General features: G+C 46.2%; 11 protein-coding genes. 6 read left to right on the top strand and 5 right to left on the bottom strand.

The genetic code is table 11. The features are described from left to right. Positions 1-64: 64 nt before the first annotated feature. Positions 65-2,395, bottom strand: a complete 2,331-nt coding sequence (gene pbpC, locus ACYVD4_RS28480; protein WP_460951417.1) for a penicillin-binding protein 1C — start codon at positions 2,393-2,395, stop codon at positions 65-67. A gap of 148 nt (positions 2,396-2,543) precedes the next feature. Between pbpC and ACYVD4_RS28475 the strand changes: the two genes are divergently transcribed. Next, on the top strand, positions 2,544-3,938 hold the full coding sequence (locus tag ACYVD4_RS28475) for an MBL fold metallo-hydrolase RNA specificity domain-containing protein (RefSeq protein ID WP_460951415.1): 1,395 nt from the start codon (positions 2,544-2,546) through the stop codon (positions 3,936-3,938). A 60-nt stretch (positions 3,939-3,998) separates the two neighbouring features. Here the strand turns inward: ACYVD4_RS28475 and ACYVD4_RS28470 are convergent, their stop codons facing one another. Next, the gene (locus ACYVD4_RS28470; protein WP_460951413.1) at positions 3,999-4,211 is read right to left on the bottom strand and encodes a hypothetical protein; all 213 of its coding nucleotides are present in this window, start codon (positions 4,209-4,211) and stop codon (positions 3,999-4,001) included. Positions 4,212-4,477: 266 nt separating this feature from the next. On the opposite strand from ACYVD4_RS28470, the gene ACYVD4_RS28465 reads away from it, so the two are divergent. The 3 genes from ACYVD4_RS28465 (at position 4,478) to ACYVD4_RS28455 (ending at position 8,064) form a co-directional block, all read left to right on the top strand. Next, a complete protein-coding gene (locus ACYVD4_RS28465) occupies positions 4,478-5,785 on the top strand; it encodes a BatD family protein (protein WP_460951411.1) in 1,308 nt (435 codons plus the stop codon). A gap of 113 nt (positions 5,786-5,898) precedes the next feature. Beyond that, the gene (gene aroC / locus ACYVD4_RS28460; RefSeq protein ID WP_460951410.1) at positions 5,899-7,002 is read left to right on the top strand and encodes a chorismate synthase; all 1,104 of its coding nucleotides are present in this window, start codon (positions 5,899-5,901) and stop codon (positions 7,000-7,002) included. 168 nt (positions 7,003-7,170) lie between these two features. Then, positions 7,171-8,064, top strand: a complete 894-nt coding sequence (locus tag ACYVD4_RS28455) for an FAD:protein FMN transferase (RefSeq protein WP_460951408.1) — start codon at positions 7,171-7,173, stop codon at positions 8,062-8,064. Positions 8,065-8,108: 44 nt separating this feature from the next. On the opposite strand, the gene ACYVD4_RS28450 is transcribed toward ACYVD4_RS28455, so the two are convergent. After that, positions 8,109-9,467: a Gfo/Idh/MocA family protein gene (locus tag ACYVD4_RS28450; protein ID WP_460951407.1), complete on the bottom strand. Its 1,359-nt coding sequence runs from the start codon at positions 9,465-9,467 to the stop codon at positions 8,109-8,111. A 216-nt stretch (positions 9,468-9,683) separates the two neighbouring features. Between ACYVD4_RS28450 and ACYVD4_RS28445 the strand changes: the two genes are divergently transcribed. Next, positions 9,684-12,701, top strand: a complete 3,018-nt coding sequence (locus tag ACYVD4_RS28445; protein WP_460951406.1) for a TonB-dependent receptor — start codon at positions 9,684-9,686, stop codon at positions 12,699-12,701. Between the two features lie 161 nt (positions 12,702-12,862). Continuing rightward, complete coding sequence (locus ACYVD4_RS28440) at positions 12,863-14,260, top strand: APC family permease (protein WP_460951405.1); 1,398 nt, start codon at positions 12,863-12,865, stop codon at positions 14,258-14,260. An 11-nt stretch (positions 14,261-14,271) separates the two neighbouring features. Here the strand turns inward: ACYVD4_RS28440 and ACYVD4_RS28435 are convergent, their stop codons facing one another. Together ACYVD4_RS28435 and ACYVD4_RS28430 are read right to left on the bottom strand one after the other, a co-directional pair. Further along, on the bottom strand, positions 14,272-16,836 hold the full coding sequence (locus ACYVD4_RS28435) for a GEVED domain-containing protein (RefSeq protein WP_460951403.1): 2,565 nt from the start codon (positions 16,834-16,836) through the stop codon (positions 14,272-14,274). 268 nt (positions 16,837-17,104) lie between these two features. Then, complete coding sequence (locus ACYVD4_RS28430; RefSeq protein ID WP_460951401.1) at positions 17,105-20,056, bottom strand: FAD-binding and (Fe-S)-binding domain-containing protein; 2,952 nt, start codon at positions 20,054-20,056, stop codon at positions 17,105-17,107. Positions 20,057-20,445: the final 389 nt, after the last annotated feature.

Here is a 20,445-nt window from a genome sequence, read left to right as displayed (position 1 = left end):
GGGGCCAGAAAACTAACGACAAACTGCGTTTTGTTTTGGTCGAAAAGATACGGAAACCTGCCGACTACTCGCTTTTGATGAGTACACGCAAGTCGCTATGCCTGCCTTTATCATCGGCGCAGGATATTTTCAATGTACCCGGTTGTGGTCGAAAAAACACAGTTTGTGAGGGGCTTGCTTTTCGGTATAATTTATCGTTCAGATACCAATAAACCGTTTGTACATCGTTCGCGGCCTGACAACCAAGTTCCATTTCGGCGGGCTGTTTTGGATTAATAAAATATTCACTTCCCTCGTTCAGGCTAGTTATCAATGGCCCCGACGTACCGCCAAATATGCGCTCACAAGCTGGATTGTGCGGGGGAATTCGCTCAAATGGAATATGACTGCTTTGATAAAATGCGGCTACTTCGGGCGCCAGATTTGGATACGACCGACGTACTGAACCTGAATCCGGTCGGCAGTGAGCGCAATATGAAATCGTACCTGCTACGTTGGTGAAAACCGCTTTTCGGTGTTGGCATCGCCGGTAACGCGATACGCCCATAATGCAGTAATCCGTCACTGGATTGGTACAGAATTCGCCGGGTACGTCGCCTGTTTCGGGACAAACGAGTCGCATGCTTAGTTGTGACGCGGCCGAATTTTTAGGGTTACGAAACCAGCCATTTGAAGCATTATCATCAAGAGCGTTGAAAAGCTGGAATAGGAGTGGGGTTGCTGTGTTGGCTCCACTGAGTTCGGCAACGCCAGCCCCCGAAAAATTACCAACCCAAACGCCAATCGTATACCGTTGATTATAACCAATGCTCCACGCATCCCGTCGACCATACGACGTACCGGTTTTCCAGGCAATTCGGGGCAAATGATAGCTGTTGTCAAAATTGTTTGGCAAATCGGGGCGGGTAATCTGCGTAAGTGTATGCGTCACCAGATAAGCCGCTTCGGGCGATAGTATGTTTACTCCGGCCCCTTCCCTGATTTCAGGGGAGGGATGCACTACGTCTGTTGCTCGTAATTGTAAAGGCTTAATTTGGCCATTATTGGCAAAACCAACATAGAGCCGGGTCATTTCTTCAAGCGTGACGCCACAGCCGCCCAGAATCATCGATAGGCCAAGTCCTTTAGCCTGTTTTTTTATAGTTGAGAAACCCGCACGTCGAAGCGTTGCGATGAACGATGACGTACCAATTTCCTCCAGTAAGGCCACAGCCGGAAGGTTAAGCGAGTTTGCCAGTGCAAATTCAGCGGTAACGGGACCGTTGAAACGCCGGTCGTAATTATCGGGCTCGTAGCCGGAAAAATTCGTCGGTACATCGGCCAGTTTGGTTTTTGGGGTAATGTTACCCGCATCAAACGACAGGCCATATAAAAGCGGTTTAAGCGCGCTCCCCGGCGAACGTACCGCCCGTACTCCATCGACCTGACCGCCATCGTAAACGTCGTTGAAATTAGTCGATCCGACATAACCTAAAACCTCCTGCGTTTTGTTATCCACCACCAATACTGCCGAATTGTGGATACCCAATGACCGCATTCGATTCGCATAATTCTGAACAATTCGTTCGGCGGTTGCCTGAATTACAGGACGTAGCATAGTGTGAATAATCGGTTCGCTGGGGTACGTAGCCAATAATCGACGCGATAAATGTGGGGCCTGTTGAGGAGCCGTCCGACGATATACCGTAAGCGGTTCATTGAGCGCGTCGGAAATTGTCGATTCGTCGAATAGTTTGGCCGCCTGAAATCGTTTTAGCCAGCGATTGCGCTCTTGCACAACCAGTGCGTTACGTCTGCCCAGCCGTAAGCTCGACGGACGGTTGGGAATAATCGTCAACGTAGTGATTTCGGCTAGACTGAGCAAAACGGGCGGTTTTCCGAAATAAAGTAACGACGCCGATTTTAGTCCTTCGATGTTGCTTCCGTACGGAATCAGATTGAGATAAAGCTGCAAAATTTCATCTTTCGAGTAGTGCAGTTCAAGTTGAATGGCACGTAGCAACTCAATAAACTTACTGCCATAGGTACGTTCACGAGGCTCAATCAAACGTATTGTCTGCATCGTAATGGTTGAGGCTCCCGACGTTCTACGTCCCTTAATCATGTTACGGAACGTAGCACGGATCATGGCTACCGGATTGAAACCGAAGTGATACCGGAAATATTTATCCTCTTTAAACAGAATGGCATCGCGAAGGGTAGGCGTAATTTCGTCCAGTTCGGCGTACATCCGCCATTTGTCGTCACGACTCAGAAAAGCGTGTAAAATTGAGCCGTCGCGGGCGGTGATAAGCGTTGAATACGGCACATTTACCGGAACAGGAAAGAAAAAATCGAGGGTAAAACCAATCAATAAGACCCCGATCAGAGTTTTTACCACATGCGATTTCCACATACGGTTGACAATACCGAGAACGTTTTTCAATATTGGCCTTCGCATGGATATACGCTGTGACATTTTGGTGGCCTTTCAGGTCATACGAATCGTTAAAATATTCCCTTAATCAACAAAACCCAGCCGGCTTGCCGACGCAATTTAAACGATGACAATTCAATTTTTTGGTGCTGCCCGTACCGTTACCGGCAGCAAACACCTACTTACTACGGCCAGCGGCAAACAAATTTTGCTCGACTGTGGCTTATTTCAGGGTATCAATACCGATGAGTTAAACCAGCAACTCGGTTTCGATCCGGCGCAGGTCGATTATATGGTATTATCGCACGCGCACATCGACCATACTGGTTTGATTCCGCGTCTGGTAGGAAAAGGATTCGATGGCCCAATTTACACTACGTCGGCCACGATAGATTTATGCGCAATCATGCTGATGGATAGTGCCCGTATTCAGGAACGTGATCTGGAACGGGTAAACGAACGTCGTGTGAAGCGGGGTGAGCCGGAACTTGAAGCGCTATACGATGAAGCCGATGTGCAGAAAGCACTCGATCAGATGCGCCCGGTTGAATACGGTCAGAAATTCGTTATCTGCGACGGCGTAACGGGGATGCTTACTGATGCCGGACATTTGTTGGGCAGTGCCGCTATTAGCTTAACGATTCAGGAAGAAGGCACGGAGAAAAAATTATTTTTCAGCGGTGATATTGGCCGGCATGACGATAAAATACTACGTTCACCCGAGCCGTTTCCGCAGGCTGATTATATCATTTGCGAATCGACCTACGGTGACCGTTTGCATGAACCGGAACCGGATGTGAAAGCGCATTTGCTACGTATCGTTCGGAAAACCTGTGTAGAAAATCGCGGTAAACTTATTATTCCCGCCTTTGCCGTCGACCGGACGCAGGAGTTGATTTACGCCCTTGATCAGCTATCGAGTGAAGGCAAATTGCCTGTAATTCCTGTTTATATTGATAGCCCAATGGCGGTGCTGGCTACCGATGCCATGCGCGATAATGAAGATTATTTCAATCCTGAAATTCTGGCGTACATCAAGAAAGATGGCGATGCGTTCAACTTCCCGAACCTGCACTACGTAACGGACGTAAATGATTCGAAGGCGATTAACGACAGCAAAGAGCCTTGCATTATTATTTCTGCTTCGGGTATGGCTGAGGCCGGACGTATTAAACACCATATCAGAAACAATATCACGAAGCCGAACACAACCATTCTGATGGTAGGTTATGCATCGCCAACCAGTTTGGGCGGAGCGCTAAAGCGTGGTGATAAAGAAGTGACTATTTTTGGCGAGCGACTTCCGGTTATTGCTCGCATCGAAACGATGGACTCTTTTTCGGCGCATGGCGATTATAAAGAAATGCTCCAGTTCTTAAGCTGTCAGGACCCCTCTAAAGTTAAAGCTGTTTTTCTGGTTCATGGCGAATACGAGAAGCAACTCATCTGGAAAGAGCATTTGCATCGGGCCGGATTCCGGCACGTTGATATACCCGCTATGCGTGATAAATCGACTTTGTAAAAAAATGGGACATAAAAAAGCCCCGGCTTTACAACCGGGGCTTTTTTATACGTTATGTAGTCAGGTAAATCGCAAACGAGGTACTCGTGTGAAGCACCGGTTTAAGACAACCCGGTACATTTTACCGAATTGGACGTAACACCAGCGTTTTAATTGCTTTATTTCTTTAGGAATTAATAACTTAATAGCCTTAGTTAATTCTTTCTCAAAGAGGCCTTTGTCAAAACTCACCTTCTGAAGGATGGTTTTGATGTACTCGAGCATAGAGAGCATAAACTATTAATTTTTTTGGTTAAAGAAACCTAAGGATACAAAAAAAGGGTTGACAGATATGTTCATGATGTGGTTCTAGAATCGTAACGATTTTTAGGCTGTTTTGTTGCTCAAAAATACTAATGTTTCTTGTAGTATTCCGCAAATTTCTTGTATTATTTTTCATTAACACACTTGTGTGTATAGCACAAGTGCCTGATAACGTTGCGTCTATTGAATTGGGAGCAACTACTTTTCCTATTGAGAGGCCCTTCACAATCTCTGTTGTGATTCCCAATAGCGAAACGCGAGCTACAGTTCAGTTTCCAGATATTGATGGCTTTTCGAAAAAAGGAACCTCAACGAGCACTACGTCGAGTGATGTAGGAGGGAAATCAGTTATCTCTCAGGTGATTACACAAAACTATCAGGCACGTGCTCCTGGTCGGTACCGATTGGCGTCTTTTACGGTTACAGTTAACGATGAAACCGTACAGTCGGAAGGGGCTACGCTTGTTGTACAACCTTCCGCGAATACACCCGCTCCTGAAAATGATGCGTTAACAACAGAAGATATTACACCAACCGGCGCAGCTTTTTTAGCGTTACGTGCCTCACGTAAGTCTATTTATTCGGGTGAGGGCGTGGCAATGACACTGTCGTTTTTTGTGGCCGATAATTACCCATACGTTTTAAATTTTACCGCACTTGACAAACAGTTACAGACTATAATTAAAAAAATTCGGCCGGCCAATGCCTGGGAAGAAAATCTGCCAATAAATGATTTAAAGCCACTTCCGGTAACTATCAAAGGCAAAAAGTTTCGGGAATTTCGGCTTTATCAGTCTGTTTTTTTTCCACTGTCCAATCAGCCGCTACGTATTCCGGCGGTTTCGCTGCAGTTAGCTCGACCACGTCCTGTTATTGGCCCGCCAACTGCCCAAACCGAATTGGTAACTTTTACCAGCATGCCACTCCTTGTTTCTGTAAAAACATTACCGAAGCATCCGCTACGTGGTCGAGTGCCAGTAGGTGAATTTCAACTCGAAGAAAGTCTGGAACGGCAGCATGTGGCAGCGGGAAAAAGTGTGCGTTATATGTTCACAATCACAGGAGAAGGAAATATAGCTACGCTTTCGGCACCTACACTTCTGAATAATAATGCTTTACTCGATATTTTTCCGCCGGAAGAACGACATACTATCAACCATAACGGACGCCGAATAAGTGGAAATAAAACCTTTACCTATTTTCTTGTACCACACCAAAATGGCCCCTTAACATTATCTGATAGATTCCAATGGATTTACTTCGATCCTAAGTCCGCAAAATATGATACGTTGGTGCCACAATATCGGTTGTTGGTGGGCGGAAGTACTTCACCTGCTGGCAATAGTGACGTAGCAACTAGCTCGTCGGGGCTGACGGGCGATGCCGCTTCAGCCGCTACATCGGGTGGTTCCTTTTATGCAGGTATCGAAGCGATGGACAGTACAAAGCAACCAATCAGTTTATCGGCCTTATTCCGAAATGTGGCGAATGTGCTGATTATCCTGATGCTTTTGGGGATGGTGGTTGTTTTTTTTAAGAAATAAGCGGTCATTTTCGGCAGTTAACTGATATTCATGGCTGAAGTTGGTACGTATAGCGCAACCACCTGCCGACTCTTCACTATTTTTGGGACTTCTATTACGTAGCGTTGGTTAGCATGAGCAGTACATACGGCACATTATTTAGAATTTCTACTTTCGGAGAATCGCACGGGCCGGGTATCGGCGTTGTGATTGACGGCTGTCCAGCGGGACTTTCATTTGATACCGATTTCATTCAGCACGAACTAGATCGGCGGAAACCCGGTCAATCACGTATCACCACGCAACGGCGCGAAGCTGATGAGTTTGAAGTACTCTCAGGCGTATTTGAAGGTGTTACTCAAGGAACGCCTATTGCTTTGTTAATTCGGAACACCGACCAACGTAGCAAAGATTATGGACATATTTCCGAACAGTTTCGCCCGTCACATGCCGATTATACGTATCAGACAAAATACGGCTCCCGCGATTATCGGGGTGGAGGCCGTTCGTCAGCGCGCGAAACGGCGGCTCGTGTAGCGGCTGGTGCTGTTGCGAAATTACTACTGGCACAACAAGGTGTTCAGATTCAGGCATACGTATCGCAGGTTGGTACGTTAAAGCTGACAAAGCCGTATCAGGAACTGAATCTGGGCTTGGCTGAAGAAAATGCAGTTCGTTGTCCTGACCCCGAAACTGCCGAACAAATGTTTCAGTATATCGACGAAACCCGCAAACGGGGTGATTCGATTGGGGGTGTAGTCGATTGTGTTGTTTCGGGTGTTCCGGCTGGTTGGGGCGAACCCGTTTTTGATAAATTACATGCTGAGCTTGGTAAAGCTATGCTGAGTATCAACGCTGTAAAAGGCTTTGAATACGGTAGCGGTTTTGCCGGTGCGGAATTATATGGTTCGCAGCACAACGACGAATTCTATACGGATACGGATGGTCGAGTTCGGACGAAAACTAATCAGTCGGGCGGTATTCAGGGCGGAATCAGCAATGGTGAAGACATTTATTTCCGGACGGCCTTCAAACCGGTTGCCACGATTATGCAGGATCAGGACAGTGTTGATATTCACGGTCAGTCAGTTACGGTGTCAGGCAAAGGCCGTCATGATCCTTGCGTAGTACCCCGTGCCGTACCGATTGTCGAATCAATGGCAGCGCTGGTTTTAGCCGATATGTATCTGCGGAATAAGGTTTCTCAGGTCGAAAAAAAGGAATCGGGAGTTTTGTAAACAGGTTCGTGTAGAAGTTTATTGACAATCTATTCAACGCTTATATTGATTCACGTTAAGATATACAGCCGTTTGTGGAACCACAAACGGCTTTTTTGCAACTTTCTTTTTTTATTACTGACACACGTAGCACTGGGACAACCTCGGTTTGAATTTCACCGAGGGCTTATGGGAACACAGTTTAACGTATTGTTTTACGCGCCAGATAGCTTGACAGCCCAACGTGCTTACGCAGCCGTATCGGCCCGTATGGATACGCTCAATCAGGTAATGAGCGATTATCTGGATGGTTCAGAAATCAATCGACTCTCATCGGCGGCTGGCTCGGGTAGATGGATTCCTGTATCGACCGACTTGTTTAACGTATTGAAAAAAGCGAAGGCAATTGCTGAGTTTTCGAAGGGTCGTTACGATCCAACGATTGGGCCACTATCGCTCTTATGGCGCAGGGCTGTCCGGCGGAAAGAATTTCCAGCACGTAGCGTTCGGCAGAAGGCACATCGGGCTGTTGGCTATCGATTTATGGAGCTCGACAGTGCTACGTATTCGGTACGGTTGCTTCGGGCGGGGATGCGGTTGGACGTTGGTGGAATTGGGCAGGGCTTTGCCGTTGATGAAGCACTTCTTGTATTAAATCAGTTCGGTATTCGGGCTGCCCTGATTGATATTGGTGGCGATATTCTGGCGGGCAATGCTCCTCCAGGTAGTACTGGCTGGCGCGTTATGGTGGGAACAGGAAAGAAGGACGATCGGGATACAACAACGATTTCACTCAAAAACGCGGCCATTACTACGTCGGGCGATACGTATCGTTTTCTTGAAATTCAGGGGAGACGATATTCACATATAATGAATCCACGTTCCGGACTTGGTTTGCGTCATTTTGTTTGCGCTACCGTACTGGCACCCGAAGGTTATCAGGCCGATGCCTTTACAAAGGTTTTCTGCGTAGCAGGTATTCGCCGAAGCCGCCGATTGATAAGGCGTTTGCCGAGTATCAAATTGCTAATTCTGGAAAATAAACGGGGCCGACTACACAAATGGCAATCGGCCCCATTCTGAAAATTGTTATTGCTGACGCTAGTTAGACACGGCGTGCCGTGTCTCTACACGGCGATTGTTTTGCCGGGAACGGCAATTTGATAGAAACCGTCTTTGTCGGGCAGGCTTTTCGGTTGGGCATCCCAAGCCAGTGTGGTTGGGAAAAGATCAATCTGTGAATTGAGCGCTTCGTCCCACTTTACTACTTTACCCGAATAGGTTGCCATGCGGCCCATAATGGCTGTCATCGTGCTTTTAGCGCCATTTTCAGCATCGGCAAATTTATATTCACCTTTGGCAATAGCTGCAAAAAGTTCATCATGCTCAATTTGGTATGGGTTGCCATCTGCTTTACCGTTATGCGTGTAAATTGGCTGACCATTGTAACCCATCAATACACTTTTCTGACCGAACGAATCGACTCGTCCTTTCGTACCCAAAAACATTTCATCTACTTTGCTATATGTACCTTCGTAGTGGCGGCATTGGCTGTTGATAGTTGTGCCGTCGGCATAGGTAAAGTCGACAATATGATGGTCGAAAATTTCGCCGTCTTCCTTGCCGTTACGTACCTGACGACCACCCGTGCCCTGGCATGAAACCGGATAGCCTTTCTTGACCCAGTTTGCTACGTCGATATTGTGAATGTGCTGCTCGTTGATGTGATCGCCACAGAGCCAGTTGAAATAATACCAGTTGCGCATCTGGTAATCCATTTCAGTCTGGTTCGTTTTGCGGGGCTTATGCCATACGCCACCGCTAATCCAATAAACCTGACCACCCACAATGTCGCCCAATGCGCCATCGTGAATACGCTTAATCATTTCGCGATAATTGGGCTGATAATGCCGTTGAAGCCCAACCACTACGTTTAGTTTTTTCTTTTTCGCTTCTTCTGCAGCAGCCAGTACACGACGAACTCCCGGCGCGTCGGTAGCAACCGGTTTTTCCATAAAAATCTGTTTGCTCTGCTTAACCGCTTCTTCGAAATGGCTGGGCCGGAAACCCGGAGGAGTAGCCAGAATCACTACGTCGGCCAGCGCCATTGCCTGTTTGTAAGCATCGAAACCAACAAATTTATGATCGGCTGGTACGTTCAGTTTCGACGAACCATCCGGAGCTTTTAAGTTTTTAGCCGTAAGAAAGTTGCTGATATTCTGATACGATTCGTCCAAACGATCTTGAAACGCGTCGGCCATTGCCACAATCTGTACGTTTTGCTTGGTGCTTAACGCCTGTTGAGCTGCACCCGTACCGCGCCCGCCACAACCAATCAGTGCAACTTTAATGGTATCGTTTGCCGAGAAATGATAGCCCGGTGTTGCTTTTGTCTGGAAGGGCAAACTGCTCAGGAGCGCGCTGCCGGTTAACAGACCAGAGGTTTTAAGGAAATCCCGCCGGTCTTGGTTCGATTCGTTGGTCATATCTACTGAAAATTTTGGTTGAGAGAGTTGCAGGTTAAAAAAGAAAATACAGCTTCGAATTTACTATTTGTCTAAATAATCGCTACTGATTTCGGGGAAAGTGAACAAAAAATTATTTATTAATTGCAAGAAATTTTTGTACAAAAAGCAGACTTATCTGTAAGTTTAGCGTCAACGTAATTCAGGGGTTTCCTGTTCACTAATTAGTATTTATTTATGATGAGATCGACTACATATTCGACGTTTTTGTGGGCGTTTCTGTGCTTATTAAGCATTTCGACACTGGCCCAGACACGTATTGCCGGGAAGGTGACTGATGATGTCAAGAAAGACGCTCTGGCGGGTATCAACATCGCGGTAAAAGGTAAAGTTATTGGAACAATTACCGACCAGAAAGGAAATTTTTCTTTATCAACCAACACGGCTACGCCATTCACCATTGCCATCTCAGGCGTTGGTTTTCAAACACAGGAAGTTGTCATCAATGGCGATCGCAACGACATTAACGTTAGTTTGAAAGAGCAGGTTGTGATGGGGCAGGAGGTTGTTGTATCGGCTTCACGGGTAGAAGAAAGCGTATTGAAATCGCCGGTGTCGGTGGAACGGCTAGACATTCGGTCGTTTCAGAATACGCCGTCCGCTTCGTTTTATGATGCCCTTCAGAACATCAAAGGGGTAGACATGAACACCCAGAGCCAGACGTTTAAGTCGGTTAACATTCGTGGGTTTGGCTCAAACGGTAATACTCGGGTAGTTCAGCTATTGGATGGTATGGATAACCAGGCGCCGGGTCTGAATTTTTCCGTCGGAAACATTGCGGGCGTATCGGAGCTTGATCTGGAAAGTGTTGAACTGTTGCCCGGAGCGGCCTCGGCTTTATACGGCCCGAATGCTATCAACGGGTTGTTGCTAATGACGTCTAAAAGTCCATTCCAGTATCAGGGCTTGAGTGCGTATGTAAAAACGGGTGTTATGAACGCCAGTAATCGCACAACCGCCACGACGCCTTTTTATGATGCTGCTTTCCGTTATGCCAAGGCTTTTAACAACAAATTTGCCTTTAAAGTAGGGGTGTCTTTCCTATCGTCGAAAGACTGGCAGGCTACCGATTACCGCGACCAAAGCTTCTCGAATGGATTTAATCTGGAAACCGGTAACCGGGCTAATAACCAGGGGTATGATGGTATCAACATTTATGGCGATGCAAGCGCAAATATGTATTCTTCGCTTTTCGGTAACGGTCAGGTTGGAAATGGTACGAACGGTACGTCGGCTTTGTTAGGAGCCATCGCAACGACGCAAATTGCGCAGGCGGGAAACAGAACCTTGCCACAGTTGACGGGTATGACACCCCAGCAGATTTTTAACGCCATTATTCCAAACGTAAATATTTCCCGGACAGGCTATCAGGAGGGAGATTTAGTTAATTATGATGCTACCAACCTGAAGCTGAATGGTGCCTTGCATTATCGGCTGAATGAGAACGTAGAAGCAATTCTTCAGGCCAACTGGGGTACGGGCACAACAGTGTATACGGGGGCTGACCGGTATTATATTAAGGGATTCCAGTTGGGCCAATACAAACTGGAACTACGTGGTTCTAATTTCTTTGTACGAGCTTACACAACGCAGGAGCGTTCGGGCGATGCCTATGCTACGTCGACGCTGGGACAGGGTATAAACGAAGCCTGGAGCGGTAGTGTGGCCAAGTGGTTCCCAACTTTCTTTGGTACGTATGGACAAAGCGCCTTGCAAGGTTATGCCGGTGCTTATTTGACTGCTTTAGGTGCTGGTCAGGCACCAGCGGCTGCACTGGCGGCTGCGCAAGCTTACGTAACAAGCCAACAGAACGCACTGTTAAATCAGGCAAGAGGTGCTGCCGATCAAGGCCGTTACCTTCCCGGTACGCCCGAATTTGACCGGGCACTGACCGACGTAACAGGACGGCCGATTCCGGGAAATGCCAGCGGTGTAGGCGCAAAATTCCTTGACAAAACGAACCTGTATCATGGCGAGTTTATGTACAACTTCAACAAGCTTTTAAGCCCTAAAATTGTTGAGTTGTTGGTTGGAGCAAATTTCCGTCGGTATACGCTGAACTCAGAGGGAACGCTTTTTGCGCGTGATGAAGGTGGTAAGGAGTTTAATATTGACGAATACGGGGCTTACGCTCAGGCATCTAAAACCATCGCCGATGTGCTGAAATTGACCGGTTCGTTACGTTATGACAAAAACCAGAACTTTAAAGCTCAGGTTAGTCCGCGTTTATCGGCCGTGTTGACAGTGGCCAAAGTACATAATTTTCGGGCGTCGTTCCAGCGTGGTTTCCGTATTCCGACCAATCAGGATCAATATATCGACCTCAATACACCATCGGCGCGCCTGATTGGTGGACTACCTTTCCTGAAACAACGCTATAATTTCAGTAGCAATCCTACCTATACGCTTCAGTCGGTACAGGCATTTGGAGCCGCTCTGCAACAGGGTGGACAGGCTGCGTTACCACAAGCACTTGCTCTGCTGAAGCCTACGGTTGATCTCGGTTATGATCCAGAGCGCGTAGAAACCTACGAAGTGGGCTATAAAGGTTTGTTGGGCAATAAGCTGTTTATCGATGCTTATTATTATTACAACCGCTTCCTGAATTTTTTGGGTAGTGAAGTTGCTGTTCAGGGCATTTCACCTGTTTCGCTTACAAATCCTGCCACGGCGCTTCAACTGATCAGCAGCAATACACGTAATGTATATTCGTATCCGACAAACTCGCCAACTCAGTTGAAAAATGCTGGTTGGGCACTTGGATTAGATTATCTGTTACCAAAAAACTATACGATTGGTGGTAACATATCGGCGAACTATCTGGTAGAAGAAGATAAAATTCCGGTAGGTTTTGTTACGTTCTTCAATACGCCTAAATACCGCTATAACGTTACGTTCGGTAACCGCAACGTGGGTGGCTCAGGCTTTGGGTTTAACGTAGTATTCCGTGCCCAGGATGCTTTCCTTTGGGAGGGTAGTTTTGGTAATACCGAAGCTACGGGTCGTAAACAAACGATTGTACCTGCTTACAGCACGTTGGATGCGCAGGTTAGCAAAAAGCTTTCGGGTATCAAATCTATCCTCAAAATTGGTGGTACCAACCTGACCGGCTCGCTGTATCGCCAGTCATGGGGTAATCCGCTGATTGGTTCGATGTACTACGTAAGCCTTTCGTTCGACGAATTGATGAATTAATTCAATCATTTAGTTGGTTTTGCTGATGCCCTCGCCCGATACGTATCGGGCGAGGGCATTTTTATTGCCATACAGCCTTAAAACCGAACTTTTACCTAGTATCTGTCCGTTGCCCGATAGTTAGGTTAATCATTTTCATTGTTCTGCAGACTGTTACACTATTGATTGATTCTACATCTCCGCACTCAGATTCCGATTCTCCTTCCGATACTCCCCAACTCTCCAATCAGGAATTACCACGTCGTCTTACACTCTTACAGGGAACGGCGTTGAATATGATCGATATGGTTGGTATTGGGCCGTTTGTGGTGTTGCCGCTGGTTATTAAAACACTGGGCGGCCCGCTCTTTATCTGGGCGTGGGTGCTAGGGGCAGTAGTATCGTTGATCGATGCCTTTGTTTGGGCCGAACTGGGAGCGGCTTTTCCACAGGCTGGTGGAAGCTATAATTTTCTTAAAATCTCCTACGGCGAACAACGCTGGGGACGGCTACTGTCATTTCTGTACGTTTGGCAAACACTGATACAAGCCCCACTAGTTGTTGCTTCCGGTGCAATTGGTTTCGCACAGTATGCGTCCTATCTGGTTCCGTTGGATGAATGGCAACGAAAAGCCGTTTCGGGTGCTATTGTCTTACTAATCATTGCGTTGCTCTACCGAAAAATTGATTCAATCGGTAAAATTGGGTTGGTTATGTGGGGTGCTGTGTTGCTAACGCTGGGTTGGATTATTATCGGTGGATTGAGTAATGCCCGTATTCCACTGGCTACTACGTTCGAGTCGATCAGTTCAGTAAGTGGCGGGCTTCTGGCGGCTGGAATAGGGCAAGCATCCGTTAAAACGATTTATTGTTATCTGGGCTACTATAATGTCTGTCATTTAGGAAGCGAAATCAAACAACCGGCGCGTAATATTCCGGCAAGTATGTTTATCTCAATTGTGGGTATTGCCGGGCTTTATCTGCTCATGAATCTGAGTGTAGTTAGCGTAGTACCCTGGCAAATTGCTCAGGATAGCGACTTTATTGTCAGCACGTTTGTCGAAACACTTTATGGGCACGACGCTGCTCGCTTGGCAACTGTTCTGGTGCTTTTAGTGGCTTTCTCGTCGCTTTTTGCCGTACTGCTGGGCTATTCCCGTGTTCCTTACGCAGCTGCAGCCGATGGGCAGTTTTTCCCGATCTTTGCCCGGCTGCATCCTACCCGTCAGTTTCCGTACATTTCGCTCCTGTTTCTGGGTGGATTAGGTTTTCTTTTTAGCTTATTATTTCGGTTAGGTGATGTAATTACGGCAATTCTGGCTATGCGGATTGTTATCCAGTTTGTTGGGCAGGCTATTGGCTTATTATTGCTTCACCGCCGTCGAGCGGCTGCTACGTTCCCTTTTCGTATGCCTTTCTATCCGTTGCCGGTATTGCTGGCCATTGGTATATGGCTGTTTATCTTTTTCTCGACCGGCGTAACTTTTATGATCTCAGGATTGATTGTTATTGGTTTGGGAATCATTGCTTTTCTAGTCTCATCAGCTTTGAGAAAACGCTGGCCTTTTTCGGATACGTAGTGGCAAGCCTGTCACTTGGATATTACACGGAGATCAACCCCGGCTTCGTCGTCTTCTCCAGTAAAAAGAGCAGGAGCAGGTGTTGCAGAACCTGGACGAGAATCGGGATCTGCTACGTTGACAGCCCATATCTGACCCGCATTTCGAGCAATATTCTTATTCCTGACTATAGCCGAAAAGTCAAAATCTACCTTCTCGTTAGCTGGTATTGCATCGATTATAATGTCAAGAACAGTGTACTCTGAAGAGGTAGAAACTATGTTTACGCCTGCAAACGAATACATAGGCTCCAGACCACGTAGCGTATCGCGGACAACAATATTTTTAGCTTCCAGTCCGCCAGCATTATACACGCTTACTGTAAAATTTACCGGTTTATTTAACACTGCTACGTGGCAACTAGACGCTATTTTCAATGATAAATCGGCTTTGCCAGCGTCGGATAGGGGCTGATTTGTTACGGCGGCAGGAAGTGGTTTTTGCCCCGAATTTGGAGAAGTATATAACGTATCGTGAGCGATTGTCGTCCGAAAATCAACGGTTGCTGAGTCATCCTGCCCATCGTTGGTACCAGAATTTGGTTCACTATCGGGATCTGTCTGATCGGAGCTTATAATCTGAACTGCGTTACGATACGTACCCAGTTGAGATGGATGTAACTGATAGGTCATCGTAATTGATTTTCCGGCTGCCAGTGAAAGGCTACTAGTTGCATACAATGCATTGGCAGAGGCTGTTACATCGGAAGAACCACTGGTGAAATTGAGTCCGGGTGGTAGTTGATTTTCCCAACGAATGCCCGTAGCGTCATCTGGTCCATCGTTACGTATAGTAAGCGAATAGCTTACAGGCCGATTTGGCTGAGCGATACGAGTGCTGGAAATTAGTGACACACTCAGGTCAGCTATTGCTTCTCCGGTTACCTGAAGCCGATAATCTTCTGTTTCTCCCCAGGTGTATATACCACAGGCATCGCTTGGAATCGTATTATAGTTCACCGTTACCCGAAGCGGAATAAAACCAGCCGTCAGGCTAGCTGGGAGCGTGATGCTTCCCGAAAATACACCCGCTGAGGCAGGTACAACTGTTTGATAGATTATTTCGCCTAATGTTGGTTCGAACGTACCGTTCTGGTTAAGGTCTGCCCAGATGCTAACGCCCTGGTTATACGTAGACTGAAGAGTCGAGCCCGTAAACGTATATGATCGTCCTGGCGTTACGGCGGCTGTGGTTGTGAAAGATGAGTAGCTTCCCTGGCTGCATTCCGAATTCTGACTCAACGTTACGTTATTGAAGGTAAATCCGGCTAATCCATCGCCTTCCCGACATCCTATTGTAAATCTGGGCTGACAGGTAGAGGTCGTTACGCTGGCAATCGAGCTAAAACCTGAGGTAGTATTATTCGATGGTTTAATTCGGTAATAGTAGGTTGTGTTACTAAGCGTTTTAGTGTCAGAAAATGAGGTTTCATTGGTTCCTACGCCAGCAATTGGTATAAAACCTGATGAGGGAGAAGTTGAACGTTCAATAAAATATCCCATTTCGTTGGTTGCATTATCCTGCCAGGTGAGCGTTACAACACCATTTACGATAGATGCAATCAGATTTCCGGGGGCCGCAGCATTGGCTGGTGGATACGATAACGAATAAGCTGTATGAGTCTGACGTAGTGCTAAAGCCGCCTGCATGCGCTCAAACTGGCCAGTTGTGAACTCATGCGAACATGGAAAGTAATAAGACATCAGATTCGTGATTGATGGCGTGTAGGCCATACCTTTTGCATCTCGCGCTGTGCTGTTCGGATCATATTGAGGGCAGCCGTTGCCATCGTACAGTAGCTTTGCCCCGCTCATATTGTATGGGTCGGCGGGCGTATCACAAACCAGATCGCCGTCTGTGGAGCAATTGGCTCCTTCGCTCCGTGTTACAAGCTCACTTGTACCAGTAGTGCCGTTGTTATTGCCAAACGTATGAATCAAATTGAAGTTATGACCCAGTTCGTGGGGGATTAAGCGATGAGCCATATCGTCCAGACCAGATGGTTCGTGAAGGACGAATGAACGGGTCGACTGTACATTATTGGCGGGGTAATACGAATATCCACCTATACCCGAGGCAAATTTGTTGATATAATATTGATTCAGCGCATTGTTAACATCATGCCCTCTTGTAAGGGCCCTTTCGTCTGTGAAGCTATTATATTGATCTGTGTTATCGATGTAATCGGGTTTGTCGCCAGCCAGATAAAACTGAATACCATACCCATTAAACAGGTAGTACCGGTTCGTTATGGCGATTACGTAGTTTATATTGGCTGTGGATATACCACCAGTGCCATCGCTACGACGTAATACATGCGGCCTTATAGGAACATACGTAATTGTGGAGAATGCAGCATTGGTAGCCTGTTTAGCCTTAAATGCCAACATTACTTGTTTTTCCAACGTCTGACGCTCGTCTGACGTAAGTTCAACAACATTACAAGTAGGTCCATTAGATTGAATTCGCTGTGCTAACAAATACCAATGAGGTAGTAAACCTAAACTCACAAAAAGAATGAGTAACCGTTTTGTCATGTATGTTACGACATGATGTCATTATGGGTTTGAAATTTTTCATGTGTTTAAGTTTTAGTTATTAGGGAAACAGAAATATTAACTTATGACTGCATAGGTGCAAGAAAATCACATAAGAAAAAAAAATATTTATCGAATACTATTTTATGGAGACAAAAAGAGAACACCAGGCCGATACGGTATACTTGCATATACGTATTAGCCTGGTGCTACGATTGGGTACAAAGCAGTTATTTCTACAACACGGCAGTGGGTATCTACTAAAACCTTAGTTTAATGCGTCATATAGAATCTCGACCGGATGTTTAGCAATTCGATGCGTTCCGTCTTTGATTTGATGGCGGCAGGAAGTGCCGGGAGCCGCGATCAACACATCATCAGGCTGTTGCCGAACGGTTGGGAACAATACTAGCTCCCCTACTTTCATCGATACGTCGTAGTGTTCGGCTTCGTAACCAAATGAGCCTGCCATACCACAACAACCCGACGGAATTAGCTGTACGGAATAATTCTTTGGTAATGATAACGCTCTTTTTCCGTGAACCTGCGATGAAACAGCCTTTTGCTGACAATGGCTGTGTAGTTTAATAAGACGGGTATCAGCCGTAAACTGTTCAGTTTGAATACGACCAGCATCCATTTCACGGGCAATAAATTCTTCAAATGTCAACGTATGTTCGGCAATACGTTTGGCATCGGCTACGAGCGACTCATCGACCAGATCAGGATATTCGTCTCGGAATGTCAGAATAGCTGATGGTTCCAGCCCCACTAATGGTGTATCGGCTGATACTACGTCTTTCAAAAGCTTTACGTTACGTTCGGCCAGTGTTTTGGCGTATGTCAACATACCTTTTGAAAAAGCTGCCCGACCGCTTTCACCATGTTCGGGCATGATAACGTTATAGCCTAAACGCTCAAATAACTGAACGGCCTTCTGACCAACTTCTACATCGTTGAAATTGGTGAACTCATCACAGAAAAGTAATACAGTGGGCAACTGTTTGGGAAACGTAGTACCCTTTCTGTTGGTAAACCACTTTTTCAGTGTTGTTTTACCCATCGATGGCATCGACCGATCTGGGTGAAAGCCAACAATGCGATTGGCGATACGTCGGAGCGAAGGAGTTCCTAAGACACCGTTCCACGCCCAGGGAACCAACGATGCTACGTTCGAAAGCCGCGCAAAATTAGCAATGAGCCACGACCGAACAGGAACGCCATTTGCGTCGTGATAATGCTGAAGAAACTCGGCTTTCAGTTTTGCTACGTCGACATTGGAAGGACACTCGCTTTTGCAGGCTTTACACGACAGACATAAATCGTATACATTTTTAATTTCCTGATGATCGAAGCGGTTCTCTTTCGTAGAGCGCGTTAGCATCTCCCGCAGAATATTTGCCCGGGCCCGGGTTGTATCTTTCTCGTTACGAGTGGCCATGTAGCTGGGGCACATGGTTCCGCCTGATGCCTCTGTTTTACGGCAATCGCCCGAACCATTACACTGCTCGGCGTGCTGAAGAACAGTCTGGTCTTTATAGCGGAAATAAGTCTGGAACGTTGGTGTTTGCTGACCCGCTTCGTAGCGCAGAAACGTATCCATTGGGGGTGTTTCTACAATTTTACCGGGGTTAAAAATGCCGTTAGGGTCCCAAGTGTGTTTAATCTGCCGCATCAATTCGTAATTGTGCGCCCCAACCATTTGTGGAATAAATTCACCCCGAAGGCGTCCATCGCCATGCTCGCCTGATAGCGACCCGTCATATTTCTTAACCAACGTGGCAATCTCTTCGGCAATGAGCCGATACTGCCGGTGACCTTCTTCGGTTTTTAGGTTAATAATTGGCCGTAAATGCAACTCGCCTGAACCCGCGTGGGCGTAGTGAACCGAGTGCATTTTATGCTTTTGCAGAATTTCGTTGAATTCTCGAATATAGTCGGGCAGGTCTGCTACGTCGACAGCGGTATCTTCAATAACTGCAACGGCTTTTTCGTCGCCGGGCAAATTGCCCAGTAATCCTAATCCAGCTTTACGTAGTGTCCAGATTTTTTTAGAGTCTTCTCCAAAGAGTAACGGATAATGATAACCCATTCCTGCTGCCTGCATGTCGGCCACCATAGCTGCAGTAAGCTCCTCAATTTCAGTACGTGTATCTCGCGAGAGATCTACTACCAGAATAATTGGGAAGTGATCAGTTGGTGTTTTTTGAACGAAGAAACTGTTTTTACGCTGTTCGGGGTTGGTATCGGCCCGTTCCAGAATAATATCGTCGATTAATTCAACCGCGTAAGGTTTGTAGTTCAACGCAACCAACGTAGCACGTAGCGCTTCATCTATAGAATGACAGTGAACACAAACGAGCCCACTTTCTTTAGGCGGCAACGGTACGATATTCAGCTTGATTTCGGTTAAGAAACAGAGCGTTCCCTCTGACCCTGCAATGAATTTTGCCATGTTGAAAGGCTCACCCGCCGATGTAAACGGTTCCATATCGAGCAACGTATCAAGCGCATAGCCCGTGTTACGTCGCTCAATAGTTTTTTTTGGGAAATTCTTACGTATCTCCTCCTGATTGGCTTGATTGGATAAGATGGAATTTGTTTTCAATAGTATTTTATCGGCCAACGTAGCAGAACCATTTTTACGGCTTGCTTCTCCAATCTGCTTTGTGAAATCCCAGCCGCTCATAGGGCCAAATTCAATTTCGGAGCCGTCCGATAAAAGCACTTTAACCGATATCGTATGTTCGCGGGTAGCCCGATACACTACCGAATTTGACCCACAGGAATTGTTTCCGACCATGCCACCAATCATGGCCCGATTGGCCGTTGAGGTTTCTGGACCAAAATAAAGGCCATAAGGTTTCAGGAACTGGTTCAATTCGTCACGTACTACACCCGGTTGCACCCGTACCCAGCGTTCTGCAGGATTGATTTCCAGAATTTTGGTAAAATGTTTAGATACATCGACAACGATGCCACTACCCACTACCTGACCAGCCAACGACGTACCGGCAGTACGCGGAATCAGGGCTGTTTGATGTTCTTGTGCAAAAGCAATGAGCGTCTTTAGATCATCTACTGTTTTGGGTACTGCCACAGCGGTAGGCATTTCCCTATATGCTGACGCATCGGTAGCATAAAGTGTCCGGTGAGTAAGGTCGTCGAAGAGGTCGCCAGTTAATTGAACCGCTAATTTTTTAAGAGATTCTGCCCGCATATAACTGTAAACTGCTTATAGAAAGCAGCTAGTAAAAATTGTTGCACAAAAATAGGGGTATTTGCCTATAATATTCCGAGCTTATAAGATTTTGGAATGAATAAACGTATCTCCAATAAGTTATAAAAAAAAGAAGGATTATGTAGATTTATATATTGAAAATCAGTTGATAAGATATAGAAAAATATTTTAAAAATTGAAATAATTCAAATAGTATTCTATGATTTAACAAATATTATGACACAATATTGATAAGGACTTATCAGATTTTAACCTGAGCATTCTTGTATTTTGGTAATAACATGTTGTAATTTGCTCAATGGTTCGGGCTTACGTTCTATAAATTCTCAGGATGATACTACTATTTGTCACTTTTGGTGACAAATAAG

The organism is Spirosoma daeguense (assembly GCF_054776875.1).
The sequence above is the reverse complement of the archived record's forward strand: the minus strand, read 5'-3'. Positions and strand labels throughout refer to the sequence as shown.

Excerpts from the sequence above, each read along its gene's own strand:
- ACYVD4_RS28475 (WP_460951415.1), top strand. The coding sequence starts at position 2,544 with ATGACAATTCAATTTTTTGGTGCTGCCCGTACCGTTACCGGCAGCAAA.
- pbpC (WP_460951417.1), bottom strand. The coding sequence starts at position 2,395 with ATGTGGAAATCGCATGTGGTAAAAACTCTGATCGGGGTCTTATTGATT.
- ACYVD4_RS28435 (WP_460951403.1), bottom strand. The coding sequence starts at position 16,836 with ATGACAAAACGGTTACTCATTCTTTTTGTGAGTTTAGGTTTACTACCT.
- ACYVD4_RS28450 (WP_460951407.1), bottom strand. The coding sequence starts at position 9,467 with ATGACCAACGAATCGAACCAAGACCGGCGGGATTTCCTTAAAACCTCT.
- ACYVD4_RS28430 (WP_460951401.1), bottom strand. The coding sequence starts at position 20,056 with ATGCGGGCAGAATCTCTTAAAAAATTAGCGGTTCAATTAACTGGCGAC.
- aroC (WP_460951410.1), top strand. The coding sequence starts at position 5,899 with ATGAGCAGTACATACGGCACATTATTTAGAATTTCTACTTTCGGAGAA.
- ACYVD4_RS28445 (WP_460951406.1), top strand. The coding sequence starts at position 9,684 with ATGATGAGATCGACTACATATTCGACGTTTTTGTGGGCGTTTCTGTGC.
- ACYVD4_RS28455 (WP_460951408.1), top strand. The coding sequence starts at position 7,171 with ATGGGAACACAGTTTAACGTATTGTTTTACGCGCCAGATAGCTTGACA.
- ACYVD4_RS28470 (WP_460951413.1), bottom strand. The coding sequence starts at position 4,211 with ATGCTCTCTATGCTCGAGTACATCAAAACCATCCTTCAGAAGGTGAGT.